Source organism: Campylobacter parajejuni (genome assembly GCF_046764905.1).
Taxonomy (GTDB): domain Bacteria; phylum Campylobacterota; class Campylobacteria; order Campylobacterales; family Campylobacteraceae; genus Campylobacter_D.
In genome coordinates this window covers 325,272-339,481 of the sequence record NZ_JBKORB010000001.1, presented here as the reverse complement: position 1 = coordinate 339,481, position 14,210 = coordinate 325,272, and the positions used below count along the sequence as shown (strand labels likewise).

Below are 14,210 nucleotides of genomic sequence, written 5' to 3'. Positions count from 1 at the left end.
ACAACGCTGAGACTTGCGGATTGGCTCAGCTTAAAAAACTTTAAAAATAAAAAATTAAGAGTTTTAAGAAAAAATTTGTATAATTGCAGTGTTTAAGTGGTTAATTTCTCTTGGTGGGAAAGGTGCTACTAATGATAGAAAAGATTTTAAACATAATTTTGATATTGTTAGAAATAGCAAACGAGTTGCTTAAGCTAGTTAAACAACTCTAAAATTTAACACCAAAAAATTATAGAATAGCCTTGCTTAACCTATACTTAAACAATACTCACGCCAAGAGAGCAAGGCTCTTGGCTTTAAAAGCATTTAACAACAAAAATTAAGAGTTTTAAGAAAAAATTTGATAAAATAAACATCGCATTAAGTATGGCTACTCTTTCGGTTGTAGGGAAGGAGTTGTTAATGAGTAAGATAATTAAGCTTTTAATTCTTATCTTAGAATTAATAAACGAGATAATCAAGCTCATTGATTATCTCATAACTAAAACCTAAAAAATTATAGAAAAACCACGCTTAGCTTAAGCTTAATGCAATCATAAATTCAAATCTTAACCGAAAGGGGCGTGGCTTTCGGTTAATGCTAAGACTTGGTTAAGACTTGCGATGGGTTCAGTTTAAATTCCTGAAAATTGTGATTGTTAATGTAAATTTAAGTTTTAAAAATGGAGCATAAAAAAAGGCGGGGTTTATCCCGCCTTAAATCAAGTTTCAAATCTTAAGAAATGAAATTCTTAGAATTTGTAAAGAGCTTGAAGTCTCACAGCATCGTGATGAGTATCTTCACTGCCTGTATCTACATTCATATAAGAATAGAATGTTGAGAAGCTAAGTTTTGGAGAGTATTTGTAATCCACTCTTGCAACGGCTTCAAGTTTTTCACCACCAGTTTTAGTAAATGTTTCTGTTCCACCATAAACCAAATCACCACCTACACGCACTGTTTCGTTGAAAGTATAGCCTAGTGTTGCATAACCGAAGATATTTTTACCCAAATCACCATTTAAATTAGAACCATTAGTATAGAAAATTTCTTGACCTGCAAGTAAAGAACCGATATTTCCTTGGTCTTCAATTGTAGTTACGGTAATATTGTCTTTATCACCATAGTATAAACCACCTAGACTAGCATCCCAGCCATTTACTTCGATAGAGCCTCTTAAAGCAAAGAAATTACCGTTAGCAGCACTTCTATTTTCAAGTCTGTCATCAACAGAGTTTCCTAGATAAGCACCTTCGATAGTCCAGTTGATTCCATCAAAGATTGTTGTGCTATAAGCAAGGTCTAAAGCATACAAGAAAGCGTTATTTGTCATATAGGCTAACCATAATTGTGGGTTGAATTGTCCCCCAGCAAATTCATAAGAACCTACTGCAGCAGCACCATAAAGATTTTCATCCCAAGGATTTAAAGCCCCAGATCTATCACTATCATCATTATAGCTATCTACTAGGAAAGTAGCTAGGGTTAAGCCATCGATGCTGTTATTGACTACTTTAACACCTGTGCCTACAAAACCATCGATACCATTGTCAGTCCAGATGGTATTGAGTTGCTGTCTACCTGCGATAATGCTTGTAGCTACATCTTCATTTGTATAAGTTAGGTATAACTGACGAACAGCAAGCGAAGTGCTTGTATCGACATTATTTCCGAGATTATTAGGACCAACAGGTCTAGATGGATTTATTATACCATAACCACCATCGTTAGAATTATAATCGAATTGAACAAAAGCTTTGAAGTTATCCGATATAGCACCACTGAAATTAAGTTGTGCTCTATATCTGTGAGCTTGCTTTCCACTCATACCAGTGCCGTAATCACTCCCGCTCCATTCGTTGGTCGTGTCATATCTATATCTTAATACTCCAGATACATCAATATCTTTAATCGCTTCTTCAAGTGGAGTAGCGTTAGCCACTGAAAAAGCACCCGCAGCAAGAGCTGCAACTAAACTAAGTTTAACTAGTTTCATGAGAATTCTCCTTGTTAAAAATTAATAAAACATCGCAATTGTAGCATATAAATTTGAAGTTTTTTCTTAAGAAGCCCTTAAAATGGTAAAAATTTTAAATTTTGAAAGATATAAAGGGAGTAAATAAAAGCCTAGCTAAAGGGATTTAAGCTAGGCGTGTAATTTTAAGGAGTTTTTCTTATGAATGTTTTTTGGTTCGTTTGAAAGTTTAATCCTAAAAAGTAAATGAGAAGTAATTTGGGTTTAATTGCTTGAAAATTTATTTTCGATGGGGGGGGGGGATTGCCGCAGTCGCTACGCTCCTTCGCAATGACGGGTTGTGTGTGGGGGTGTCATTGCGAGAAGCTGTAAGCTTCGTGGCAATCTGCTCTTGGGTTTAAGGGGATTGCTTCAGCTCTAAAGAGCTTCGCAATGACGGAAGAGAAGGATAAGTGAGAGCAAATCTAAATTTAGTTTTTAAAATATTTCACTATGAGAACCTACACTAATGCAAGTTAATATCAAAAGATTATTTTCTTTCTGATAGATTAGAAGTAAATCAGGTTTTATGTGGCATTCTCTATAGTTTTTAAATTTACCTTTAGTTGATGGTCTTTATATTTTCTCTCTAAAGGTTCATTGTTGCTTAGCTTATCTAAAATATTTTCAATTAAAGATAAGTCTTTTTTGTTGATTTTCTTAATAGCCTTTTTGTAAGTTTTGGTGTAAATGATTTCATATTTAATCATTTAAAATGCTTTCGTGCATTTCTTTTGCGTTTTTGAAAGATTTTAACATTCCATTTTTATGTGCTTTTATCGCTTCTTTTGCTTCTTTGTCCCATTTGGCGACTAATTCATCTTTATTTTTTTTGGTTTTGACTTTAGCCTTTGCAGTATGGGCTAAATCTATAAACGCTGGTAAAAAATCTTTGCTTACATTTTCAATCACTAAGGTCATACAAACTCCTTATTTTAGAATAAAAATAAATTTTTATTTGATATAATATCAAAATTCTATTTTAAATAGTTTTTTCTATAAATTATTTTCGATGAAAAAAAAAAAGGGGGGGGGGGTTGCTTCGAAGGTAAAACCTTCTCGCAATGACGAGTTGTCGGGTAAATTTATACAAAGTCCTTCTTTTCGATGAGAAAGGCTAGTAGGTTTTTACAAGCTAGAGCTAAAATTTCATAGGTTTCATCGAAATTTCCACTATACCAAGGGTCAGGCACTTCATCATAGTTTAGAGTGGGGCTAAAATCAGTGATTTTTATAAGTTTATTTTGAGTGTTGTGGAAATTTTTTAGAACATTTTTGAAGTTAGCCTTATCCATAGTGATTAAAAAATCGCTTTCATCGCAAAGCTTTTGAGTGAGTTTTTTGCTTGTGAAATTTTTGTGTTCTATGCCGAAATTTGCGAGTTTGTTCTTGGTTCCTTTGTGCATATCTTCTCCATCGTGTTCGCCTGAGGTTCCAGCACTACTTATAAAAAATTCTTTTTCTAAATTGGCTTTTTTGACTAAATCTTTCATAATAAATTCTGCCATAGGGGAGCGACATATGTTTCCTAGACATACAAAGATGATTTTTTTCACTTTTTATCCTTTGGGAAATTTAATTAAAAATTATAAAAAATATCATACAATAAATTTATGGAAAATTTCAATAGAACTTTGCTTGTATGTTGGTTTGGCGTTTTTACTACGAGTATGGGACTTAGTCAAATCGCTCCGATTTTGCCTTTTTATATCAAGGAGCTAGGGCATATAAATGAGAGTGAAATCGCTTTTTATTCTGGACTTGCTTTTGGTATCACTCCTTTGTTTATGGCTGTTTTTTCTCCTTTGTGGGCTTTTTTGGGTGCAAGATATGGCTATAAAAGTATGCTTTTGCGTGCTAGTTTTGGAATGTCGGTTTTAACCCTGTGGCTTAGTTTTGCTGGGAGTGCTTTGGAAGTGGTTTTTGTGCGGGGTTTAACGGGGATAATTTCAGGTTTTACTTCGGCTGCTGTGGTGTTTATCGCTGTGATAGCCCCTAAGGAAAAAGTGGCTTATGCTTTAGGCACTCTTTCTACGGCTTCTATAAGCGGGAGTTTGCTAGGACCTTTGTTTGGTGGCTTTGTGGCTGAATTTTTTAGCATTAGTGCGGTTTTTGATGGGGTGGCTTTTTTGATTGCTTGTTCTTTTGTAACGATTTATTTTTTCATTCACGAAAGAAAAATTCAAAAAGAAGCGAAAAAAAGTCCCCAAAAAATTGAAGAAAATAAAACTCTCATCGCTCTTCTTTTTATCACAACTTTTATAATACAATGTGGAACTTTTGGGCTAATGCCGATTTTAAGCATTTATGTCGAGCAAATTCATCAGGGTGGGAATTTGGCTCTTTGGGCGGGTATAGTGGTGGCTGCAAGTGGGATTAGCAATCTTTTTTTCGCACCAAAGCTTGGAAAAATAGCCGATAAGATAGGAGCGAGTAAGGTTATCTTTGGGGCTTTGGTGTTTTGTGGAATTTGCTTTTATTTACAAGCTATGGCAAGTGATGTTTATACGCTTATATTTGTGCGTTTGCTTATAGGTGTGGGGCTTGGTGGGCTTTTGCCTTGCGTGAATGCCTTGCTTAAAAAAAGCGTGAGTGCTAGAAATTTAAGCGTGATTTTTGGTTTTAATCAAACTTGTCAATTTTTGGGAAATTTTTGCGGTGCTTTTGGTGGTGGGCTTATGGCTTCGCATTTTAGTGTGGAGGTTGTTTTTGCTTTTGTGTGTTTGGTTTTTATCCTTAATGCTTTGGTTTTTTTGATGCTTGAAAGAAAATGTATCTTTTCAAATTCTAGTGCCAAAAAAGGCTTAAAAGGGTGAGTTAGAAATTCACTCACACAAATTAACAGAAATTTTGCCATTTTTGATTTCGCTGATTTTGACTTTTAAGCTTTGGTTTTCGCTTAGGTTGAGCTTTTTGATTTTTGAACTATGCAATAAACCATCAACGCCATTTTTAAGTTCTATAAAGGCTCCAAATGGGGCGATTTTTTTAACTATGCCTTGAAATTCTTGTCCTAGTTCAAAGCCTGATATATCTTTAGAGCCTTTTTTAGCTCCTTTTTGAGAGCTTGTGATGTTGATGATGTAGTCTTTTGCCGCTTTGATTTGCTCATTTTCATTGCCTGCTATTTTTACTTCGCCCTTTTCGCGGTCTAGGTCTATGGAAACGCCAAATTTTTCTATGATTTCTTTGATGGTTTTTCCAGCTTGACCTATAATATCAACGATTTTTGAAGGTTCAACGCTAAAAAGCTCAAGTTTGGGTAAAACTTCTTCATTCACTACGATTTCTTTGGCGGCTTCTTCCATAATATTTAGGATATGCATTCTTCCTTCTTTGGCTTGATATAGGGCTTGTTTAAGCGTTTGTCTTGAAATTCCGCCTAGTTTTATATCCATTTGTAAGGCGGTAATGCCATCTTTGCTTCCTGCTACTTTAAAATCCATATCGCCATCGTGGTCTTCAAGTCCCATAATATCGGTTAAAATAGCGTTTTTGTTCTCTTCAAAGATAAGTCCCATAGCCACACCTGCGACAAGTTTTAAGCTAGGAATACCAGCGGCTTTTAAGGCTAAAGAACCGCCGCAAACCGTTGCCATAGAGCTTGAGCCATTGCTTTCTAAAATTTCACTGACTAAGCGGATTACATAAGGATAATTTTCATCAACGCTTGGATAAAGGGCTCTTTTGGCTAAATTTCCGTGTCCTAGCTCTCTTCTTCCGGGTGCTTTGATAGGACTTGCTTCGCCCACTGAGAAGCCCGGAAAATTGTAATTTACCATAAAGCGTTCGTTTAAAGGATTTTTTTCTGTAAGCAAGTCTATCATTTGAGCGTCATTATCCGTGCCTAAGGTTGCAACTACTAAGGCTTGGGTTTGTCCGCGAGTGAAAAGACAAGAGCCATGAGCGTTTGGCAAGATGTTGGTTTCTATGCTGATAGGACGCACTTCATTTAAGGCTCTTCCATCGGCTCTTTTGCCTTCGTTTAAAATTTGCTCACGAATAAGTTTGCGTTTGATTTTGGCTAAGGTGCTTAAAACACTTTCTTCACTCCAATCTTTAGAGCTTTGAAGATTTAAAATTTCTTTAGCGATTTTATTAAGCTCGCCAGCTCTTTCGCTTTTTGCCATTTGGTTGATGGCTTCTTTGATTTGTTTTTGGAAATTATTTTCTACAAAGGCTAAAATTTCAGGATATTCGTTTTCGTTTTTGAGTTCGATTTGAGAAGTTTTTCTGTGTTTGCTAAAGGCTTCTTCATAGGCATTTGAACCATTTAGTATAGCTTTTTGAGCTAAGGTCAGTGCTTCTAAAATTTCATCTTCGCTAAGTTCGTTCATATTTTGTGAAGTAGTTTGGGTTAAAACATCAGCATAAGGAGCTTCGATAAAGAGATTGTCTTCTACTTGAGTGGGCAAGGCTCTCATTTCTATCATTAAAAGCTCATCTTTTACCCCGGCTACATAAAGGTCTAGGGTGCTGTTTTTAAGCTCTTCGTTGTTTGGATTGAGTATGAAATTTCCATCTATCTTTCCTATGCGAACGCCACAAACCGGAGCTTTTATAGCGATGTCGCTAAGATATAGTGCCACACTTGCAGCATTTAAACTCATCACCTGCAAATCCACTTTAGGCTCAGCTGAGAGAACCATTACAACGATTTGAGTGGGATAAGCATAGCCTTTTGGAAAAAGAGGACGCAAACTTCTATCGATAATGCGTGCGTTTAAGGTTTCTGTATCGCTGGGCTTGGTTTCTCTTTTGACATAGCCGCCCGGAATTTTTCCTGCGGCATAGGCTTTTTCTATGTATTGAACGGTCAAGGGCAAAAAGTCTTCTAGGACTTGTTTTTCTTCCCTTGCAACTGCAGCTAAAACAACGCTTTTGCCCTGTCTCATTAAAACAGCACCTGAGGCTTGTTTTGCAACTTTGTCTATGTCAAATATTTCTAAATTTCCATTAATTTCTATGCTATATTGCATTATTTTTCCTTTTTTACCTGTTAATAAATTTGTAAAATTTTTAAAAATGTTTAGCAAATTTCATCCTTTTTAAATTTTATTTTCACTTTCTGCTAAGGAGAAATCGTATTTTACTCCCCCTAAAGGATAGAAGTTGAAAATAAAATAAACTCCACTTTGATTTTTGGCTGTGATACCCCCGCTTGTAAGTTGAGGGTCTATTCTTTCTCTATACATTAAAGAATAATTCCAGCATTTTCTTTGGTAGGTATAGCCAAGCTCCCACATATTTGCGTGCGCTCTTTGGGTATCAAGCCAAATTCCACCAAATAAATTGTAATTAGGCGTAGCAATATAATTTGCTCTTGTGCCAATAAAGCTATATTTTCCATACTCATCGTTTTGATAAGCGTGAGAGAAGCTTGAGCTAAATTTAGGGTTTGCATTAATTTCTACTTGGCTAATTACATTAGTAAAGCGATTTTGCTCGTAGGAATAAAGCACTTCGTTATTAAGATTGATATTTTCATTGAGATAGTAAGTTAAGCGGTTTTCAAACTCATAGAATTCGTTTTGTTTGTTAAGATAATCAAGTGAAATTCTGTGTTTGATTTTTTTTTGTCCTTCGTTGTTATAAAAATACTGCACAGCATAAAGACTTGTATGTTCATTTTCCTTGTCATATTTTTCAAGATAATCTTGTGTGATTTTGCCTGATTTTGCCCCCGGTAAGACATAATTTACCCCTAAATTTAGAGTATGAAAGAAATTTTCATAAGCCTTGGAAAGGTCGGTGTAGAGATTAAAATCGTGCGTGTTTCTAAAATAATGCTCGTGGTCTTTCTCGGGGTCTTGGCTATAATTTACAAAAGAAGCATAAAAGCTCTCTGTAAGAGTAAAATGGAGAAAATCCCCAAAAAAGGCATTGTGATAGGAAATAGGCAGGTTTAAATTTAGCTCATTGGCGTAAGAGCCTTTGGGTCTATAAAAATTTTGAAAAGACGCATCAAATGAATAACGCAAGCGTTCATCAAAAAGCTCATTGAGAAATCTATGATATTGAAAACTTGGATATTCTTGCAAGGTGGTGCTGTTGCTAAGCTGGGCTGTGTCGATATAGTATTTTGCGTAAGCTCCATAAAAATTATTTTCATCGGCTAGAAAATAATTGATTTTTGAAGTTACAAGCGAGTTAAGGTCGCGATAATCTCTACTTCCTAAATTTAAATAATCCACATCGTTAAGATAAGTAGCATCTATCCATAGACCTTCTTGGAAATTATCACTGAGTAAAGATTTAATCAAAGCAGCTCTTGAGTATTTTAGCTCTATTCCGTAGTGGGTTTGATTTTTTAAATTTTCATCGTGAAAATAGGAGCTGTTTTCCCTAAAAGCACCAAAATTTAGCTCTCCTGTTGAATAGGGTGAGTCAAGAAATCTTAAGGTCGAATAAAGCCCAAAGCCGCGATTTGTGCGGATTTGAGGATTAAGCTCTAAATCCCAATTTTCTCTAGTGGCTATGTAAATAGGTTGTTCGTAGTATAGACCTTCTTCGCTTTTTAAAACAAGTTTTGGGATTAAAAGTCCGCTTTTTCTCTGCGTATCCGTGCTAAAACCAAAATAGGGCGTGTAAAAAATGGGGGTATTTTTGACATATAATTTTGCATTGTATAAATGAACGAAATTTGTTTGGCGATTAAGCCAACCTTTTGAAAAGCGAATTTCCCAATCAGGGTCTTCAACATTACAACTTGAAACGGCTGAAATTTTACTTTCAAAAACCTTATCGTCTAGGTGGCTTTGTTTGCTTTGAAACCATACTTCAAGATTGTTATTAGAGAAGAAAAAATTACTAAAATCAGCTTGATTGGAATTGAGATTAATCTTAGCATAATCAGAATGAGACCTTTCGTCTTGCCCTCTTAGTATATTCACATCGCCAAAAAGCTCTAAATCGAGCGTTTTTTCATTGTAAATGGCTTTATTTGCGGTTATGAAATAAAAATCCGAAAAAATAATGACATCGTTATTTGCAGTGAGTATGTCGCCTTCTTTTTTTGCATCAAGTGCGTAAATATCAACTTGTGCTGCATTTAAGGCTATGCTAGGAACTAGCAATAAACAAAATTTACGCCACATCAACTACGATAGTCCTTGCTAAATAATCTTCCCAAGTCTTGCGTAAATCATTGCTTAAAGCCCAAGCAAAGCCTAGCATAAAAGCCATAGCACTCACTTGTCTCATGGCTGAACGCGTGCAGCTTTGAAGTAAGTTAGGTTTATCTAAAAGCTTTTCGTCTAAAATGATGATTTTGCATAAGATTTTACCTAAACTTGCCCCGTAAAGATAAGTAAAAATACTCTGATAGCTAAAATGAAGCAAGATGAGACCAAGATAAAAATTGCCAATAATTTGTGTGGTTTCAAACACATCTTTAGCCACCATAAAACTATCATAAAAAATGATAAATACAATCAAAGAAATGACCATATCATCAATCAAAAATGCTAGAACTCTTTTGGTAAAGCTTGCTATTTTTAGGTTTTCGCGTTCTAAGCGGTTTTGTAAATTTTCTTTCATTTAAGAACCTGATGAGCGATGTCTTTTCTGTATTGTTTGCCTTTAAAATGCACCTTATCACAAAGTTTATAGGCATTCATTTGTGCTTCTTCAATGCTTTTTCCTGTGCCAACGCAAACTAAAACCCTACCACCATCGGCTATCAATTTACCTTCTTCTAAGCTTACTCCAGCATAAGAAATATGAGAATTTTCAGGGATTTCATCGACAAAGATTTCGCTTTTTGGCGAACTTTTGTAAGGATAGTTTTCGCTCGCACACACAACGCCCACTGCGAATTCTTTTTTGATTTTGATTTTTGCGTGTCTTAGGCGTTTTTGAGTCGTGGCTAAAATAAGCTCTAAAGGGTCTTCGATTAAAGGCATTAAAACTTCACATTCTGGGTCTCCAAAGCGGACATTAAATTCTAAAACATAGGGCTTATTGCCTACTACCATAGCACCTATAAATAAAACACCGCAAAACTCCGCACCTTCTTTTTTCATACCGGCTAAGGTAGGTAAAATGATGTCTTTTTGAACCTTTCTTAGCAAACTTTCATTGGCTAAAGAGCTAGGCGCATAAGCACCCATTCCGCCGGTATTGGGTCCTTCATCATTATCAAGTAGTTTTTTATGGTCTTGTGCCACAGGAAGCAAGATAAAATCATTGCCATCGCATACGGCGAAAATACTTAATTCATAGCCTTCTAAAAATTCTTCAATCACGATGAGTTTTCCTGCATCGCCAAAACTTTCTCCACTTAGCATTTTAGCACTTTCTTTTATAGCTTCTTCGTGAGTTTTGGTTATGATAACGCCTTTTCCCGCACAAAGTCCATCGGCTTTAATGACTATGGGCGGGGTTAGGCTGTGTATGAAGGCTTTTGCTTTTTCAAGGTCATTTGTGTTTAAAAATTTGGCTGTTTTGATGCGGTATTTTTTAAGAAAGCTTTTCATAAAAGATTTTGAAGTTTCAAGCATAGCTGCGGCTTTTGTGGGACCAAAAATAGCAAGGGAATGCTGCTTAAAAACATCTACAACACCTTGGGCTAAAAAGCTTTCACTTCCGACTATACAAAGGTCAAAGCCTTTTTCTTTTGCATAAGTTGCTAAAACTACGGGGTCTTTTAAATTTAAATTGGTTCCAAGACTTTGGGTAGCGCCATTTCCCGGAGCGAAGTAAAACTCTATATCTTTATCTACTCTTTTTAAGGCTAAGGCAATGGAATATTCTCTTGCACCGCTACCCAAAATCATTATTTTCATTTGTATCTCCTTTTAAACCCAAACAGCCGCTTAACAAAGATTGACCCCAAAAAGTCAAAGAAAACCGCTAGGTGATTTTTAAAGGCTGCAACTTCTCGCTTTTTTCAAAGCTCAAACGACGCCACAGAACACGGTAAATCACACGGTCGCAGTCAGTAAAAATGTGTTGGATCACTTTAAATATCGCAAACTGCTTAGGCTGGGCGATTATAGCTTAATTTAGCTTAAATTTTCATATCTTAAATCAGTTTAAATTTGGTTTTTCCTGATTTATCAAAATGCTTTCCTTGTAAAATAATATCGGCTACATTTTCCCAAACGTGTTTTTCATCGATATAAACTATGTCAAAGGTATTATCACGCATTAAGGACTGGTAATTTACTTTTTTAGGTGCGTATTTGACTAGATAATAGGGATTTTTGGCAAAGTTTTCTATTTTTAATTTGCATAATAAATCTAAATCCGAGGTTACGACTAAAAATTTTTTCCTTTGTTCTTTTGTGATTTTTTGGATATAGACTAAAAGTTTTTGGTCAAAAGGATTGAGAGCGGATTTGTTTAAACGGCTAAGATAATGCTCAGCAAAAGAAAGGGAGCAGAAGGAATTTTCTATATTGCTCATAGTAAAATAAGAGTTTTTGACCCCTGAGGATTTCAAGGATAGATGCCAAATTTTGACATCCATTATTGTTGCACATAAGTTTAAGCCTGTAACGATTTTTTTAAAGAGTTTTTCGCGTGAAAGTTTAAAGGCATTTTCAAAAATATTATAATTTTTCTTGTAAAAATCTTCCCTGATAGCATCGAGTCTTTTAAGCGTTGTTCTGTAGTATTCGGCTTCTTTTTGGAGTTTGGCTAATCTATCTTGACGAGCTTTAAGTTTTTCAGGGTCCCCGTTGGCAGCGTTGCTTTTAAGATTGATTTCAGATTGTAAAGTTTTCATTTGGGCTTCTAAAGAAGCTAGGCGGTTTTTTCGCGTATCTATGGTAGCTGCTAGGGCTTGGTAATGACACTGCAAAGATAAAAAAGTTTCATTAAAAATTTTGGTAATATTGGGTTTTTTATCCATTATCATTTGTTTGTAGGAATTTTCTAGGTGCATCATAATGCTTTTTAGGGCGCTAAATTGGGTTTGGTCTATGCTATTATCCATAAAAATTAAGGTATCATAAGTTTTAAATAAAAATCTTTTGAGTATGAGATAATCCAGTATGCAAGGAATTTCTTTTTCATCTTGGAGATTGGCTTGTAGGGTTTCTACGGATAAAATTTCGTGGGCGAAATATTTTTGAATAGCTTGAGGTATGGTAAAAGAAAGGGGAATTTTTTCTATGGTATCAAAGTCTATGCTTCTGTAAAGCTCTGTGATATAGGCACTCCTTCTTGAATTTTGTAAGTCTTCTAGGTCATCATCGCTATTGGTTTTCCAAAAATCGTGTTCTGTGATGAAATCTCCTTCTTTAAATTCTTGAAATTTAGAAGGTCTTATGCCTGTTATGGTTTTGCTTATAGGGGCATTCTTGCCATCTTCTGCTTTTTTTTCACTAGAAAGGGTGCGAAATTCCACAAGCATACCCACACTAGGCATACTTTTTTTATCATTCCAAATTTGGCGGTTAAAATCAAAAAAAGTATTAGCTGAGTTTGTAACGGTCCCGCGTCCAGTAGAATCCATATAAATTGCTATTTTTCCGTGCATATTTCTTCCTTGAAATTTCTTGAGTAAATTCTAGCCTTATTTTTATAAAATTTCTATAATGAAAATAAGGCTAGGACGTAAATCACTCCCATTCTATTGTTGCAGGCGGTTTGCTTGAAATATCATAAACAACGCGGTTTATCCCTTCTACTTCATTGATAATACGGCGGGAAATATTTTCTAAAACTTCATAAGGAAGATGTGAAAAAGTAGCTGTCATTCCATCGCTTGCATTGACCACCCTTAAGCAAATGGCATTATCATAGGTGCGGTTATCTCCCATAACGCCTACGCTTTTGACATTCAAAAGCACACAAAATGCTTGCCAAGTTTTATCATACCAGCCCGTGCTTTTTAGCTCTTCAAGCAAAATAACATCGGCTTTGCGTAGCAATTCTAAGCTAAGATGATTTACTTCGCCCATAATGCGTATAGAAAGACCCGGACCCGGAAAAGGATGGCGATAGATTAGTTCTTTGCTAAGTCCAAGTTCAAGTCCTAAGGCACGCACTTCATCTTTAAAAATTTCTTTTAAAGGCTCGATGAGTTTTAAATTCATCTTCTTAGGCAATCCCCCCACATTATGATGGCTTTTAATGGTTTTACCCGCACCCCCAACCGAGCTTTCTATGATGTCTGTGTAAAGTGTGCCTTGGGCTAAATATTTTAAATTTTTGTGTTTTTTAGCTTCTTCTTCAAAAACTTCTATGAAGGTATTTCCTATAATTTTTCTTTTTTGTTCAGGGTCGCTAATGCCTTTTAAGCGGCTTAAGAAAATTTCACTTGCGTCAATGCTGATAAGATTGATACCCAAAGTATTTTTAAACATAAATTCAACTTGTTCTTTTTCGCCACTTCTTAAAAGTCCATTATCTACAAAAACCACTACAACTTGCTCTTTTATAGCGTTAGCCAAAAGTGCGGCAACCACGCTACTATCAACCCCACCACTTACCGCACAAAGCACTTTGTCCTGACCCACTTCTTTGCGAATTTTTTCTACTTGAGTTTTTGCAAAAGAACCCATATTCCAAACACTTTCGCAATTACAAGCGTATTTGGCAAAATTTTTTAAGATATTTTTACCAAATTCGCTGTGCTGCACTTCAGGATGAAATTGTAAGGCGAAAAATTGTTTTTCTTCGTTGCTAAAAACACAAAAAGGGCTATTTTCACTTGTGGCTAAAACTTCAAAACCTTCAGGCAAATTCTCTACCTTATCCGAATGACTCATCCAAACGATTTGTTTTTTGGGAAGATTTTTAAATAAAGCACTATCTTTTTTAATTTCTATGCTAGCTTTGCCGTATTCTTTATGACCTGCAGGAGCCACGCTTGCTTTATAATGATGTGCCATAAGCTGCATACCATAGCAAATTCCAAGTATAGGCAAGCCTAAATCAAACACGCCCTTATCGCAAAAATAAGCATCGCTTGAATATACACTAGCAGGTCCCCCGCTTAAAATAATCCCCTTAGGCTCTTTAGCCTTAATATCAGTCAAGCTCACATTAAAAGGTAAAATTTCAGCATAAACGCCTTGTTCTCTTAGGCGTCTTGCGATGAGTTGTGTGTATTGAGAACCAAAGTCTAAAACCAAAATATAATCTTTTTTCATTTTTACCACCTGTATAATTGTTCGTATTTTTTAATGGCTTTTACCGAGCCGTTTTGTTCGTAGCTTGTGTATTGAGGATTGCCTTTATAACCGCAACCCCACAAGAAAATTA

At 35.6% G+C, this 14,210-nt stretch carries 10 protein-coding genes and 1 pseudogene; 1 reads left to right on the top strand and 10 read right to left on the bottom strand.

The window, feature by feature from the left end; genetic code table 11:
• Positions 1-731: 731 nt before the first annotated feature.
• The 4 genes and pseudogenes from ACLL8X_RS01685 to ACLL8X_RS01670 form a co-directional block, all read right to left on the bottom strand.
• Positions 732-1,976, bottom strand: a complete 1,245-nt coding sequence (locus ACLL8X_RS01685; RefSeq protein WP_411989215.1) for a major outer membrane protein — start codon at positions 1,974-1,976, stop codon at positions 732-734.
• A 456-nt stretch (positions 1,977-2,432) separates the two neighbouring features.
• A pseudogene (locus tag ACLL8X_RS01680) lies at positions 2,433-2,704 on the bottom strand (type II toxin-antitoxin system YafQ family toxin).
• Complete coding sequence (locus ACLL8X_RS01675) at positions 2,697-2,915, bottom strand: hypothetical protein (RefSeq protein ID WP_411989214.1); 219 nt, start codon at positions 2,913-2,915, stop codon at positions 2,697-2,699. Before ACLL8X_RS01675 ends, ACLL8X_RS01680 begins: the two are co-directional and overlap by 8 nt.
• Before the next feature lie 164 nt (positions 2,916-3,079).
• Positions 3,080-3,550: a low molecular weight protein-tyrosine-phosphatase gene (locus tag ACLL8X_RS01670; RefSeq protein ID WP_411989213.1), complete on the bottom strand. Its 471-nt coding sequence runs from the start codon at positions 3,548-3,550 to the stop codon at positions 3,080-3,082.
• Between the two features lie 57 nt (positions 3,551-3,607).
• Between ACLL8X_RS01670 and ACLL8X_RS01665 the strand changes: the two genes are divergently transcribed.
• Complete coding sequence (locus ACLL8X_RS01665) at positions 3,608-4,810, top strand: MFS transporter (protein WP_411989212.1); 1,203 nt, start codon at positions 3,608-3,610, stop codon at positions 4,808-4,810.
• 9 nt (positions 4,811-4,819) lie between these two features.
• On the opposite strand, the gene ACLL8X_RS01660 is transcribed toward ACLL8X_RS01665, so the two are convergent.
• The 6 genes from ACLL8X_RS01660 to guaA form a co-directional block, all read right to left on the bottom strand.
• Positions 4,820-6,973: a polyribonucleotide nucleotidyltransferase gene (locus tag ACLL8X_RS01660; RefSeq protein ID WP_411989211.1), complete on the bottom strand. Its 2,154-nt coding sequence runs from the start codon at positions 6,971-6,973 to the stop codon at positions 4,820-4,822.
• A 69-nt stretch (positions 6,974-7,042) separates the two neighbouring features.
• Positions 7,043-9,091, bottom strand: coding sequence for an LPS-assembly protein LptD (locus ACLL8X_RS01655; protein ID WP_411989229.1), 2,049 nt, complete (start codon positions 9,089-9,091; stop codon positions 7,043-7,045).
• Entirely contained in the window at positions 9,081-9,533 is a 453-nt protein-coding gene (locus tag ACLL8X_RS01650) for an RDD family protein (protein WP_411989210.1), read from the bottom strand. Before ACLL8X_RS01650 ends, ACLL8X_RS01655 begins: the two co-directional genes overlap by 11 nt.
• A complete protein-coding gene (purD, locus tag ACLL8X_RS01645) occupies positions 9,530-10,780 on the bottom strand; it encodes a phosphoribosylamine--glycine ligase (RefSeq protein WP_411989209.1) in 1,251 nt (416 codons plus the stop codon). Before purD ends, ACLL8X_RS01650 begins: the two co-directional genes overlap by 4 nt.
• 239 nt (positions 10,781-11,019) lie before the next feature.
• Positions 11,020-12,480, bottom strand: a complete 1,461-nt coding sequence (locus ACLL8X_RS01640) for a hypothetical protein (protein ID WP_411989208.1) — start codon at positions 12,478-12,480, stop codon at positions 11,020-11,022.
• A gap of 82 nt (positions 12,481-12,562) precedes the next feature.
• Complete coding sequence (guaA, locus tag ACLL8X_RS01635; RefSeq protein ID WP_411989207.1) at positions 12,563-14,098, bottom strand: glutamine-hydrolyzing GMP synthase; 1,536 nt, start codon at positions 14,096-14,098, stop codon at positions 12,563-12,565.
• Between the last annotated feature and the right edge of the window lie 112 nt (positions 14,099-14,210).

What these genes read in the sequence shown, in the direction of transcription:
- ACLL8X_RS01685 (WP_411989215.1), bottom strand. Translation starts at nt 1,976, where the DNA reads ATGAAACTAGTTAAACTTAGTTTAGTTGCAGCTCTTGCTGCGGGTGCT.
- ACLL8X_RS01675 (WP_411989214.1), bottom strand. Translation starts at nt 2,915, where the DNA reads ATGACCTTAGTGATTGAAAATGTAAGCAAAGATTTTTTACCAGCGTTT.
- ACLL8X_RS01665 (WP_411989212.1), top strand. Translation starts at nt 3,608, where the DNA reads ATGGAAAATTTCAATAGAACTTTGCTTGTATGTTGGTTTGGCGTTTTT.
- ACLL8X_RS01660 (WP_411989211.1), bottom strand. Translation starts at nt 6,973, where the DNA reads ATGCAATATAGCATAGAAATTAATGGAAATTTAGAAATATTTGACATA.
- ACLL8X_RS01655 (WP_411989229.1), bottom strand. Translation starts at nt 9,091, where the DNA reads ATGTGGCGTAAATTTTGTTTATTGCTAGTTCCTAGCATAGCCTTAAAT.
- ACLL8X_RS01650 (WP_411989210.1), bottom strand. Translation starts at nt 9,533, where the DNA reads ATGAAAGAAAATTTACAAAACCGCTTAGAACGCGAAAACCTAAAAATA.
- purD (WP_411989209.1), bottom strand. Translation starts at nt 10,780, where the DNA reads ATGAAAATAATGATTTTGGGTAGCGGTGCAAGAGAATATTCCATTGCC.
- ACLL8X_RS01640 (WP_411989208.1), bottom strand. Translation starts at nt 12,480, where the DNA reads ATGCACGGAAAAATAGCAATTTATATGGATTCTACTGGACGCGGGACC.
- guaA (WP_411989207.1), bottom strand. Translation starts at nt 14,098, where the DNA reads ATGAAAAAAGATTATATTTTGGTTTTAGACTTTGGTTCTCAATACACA.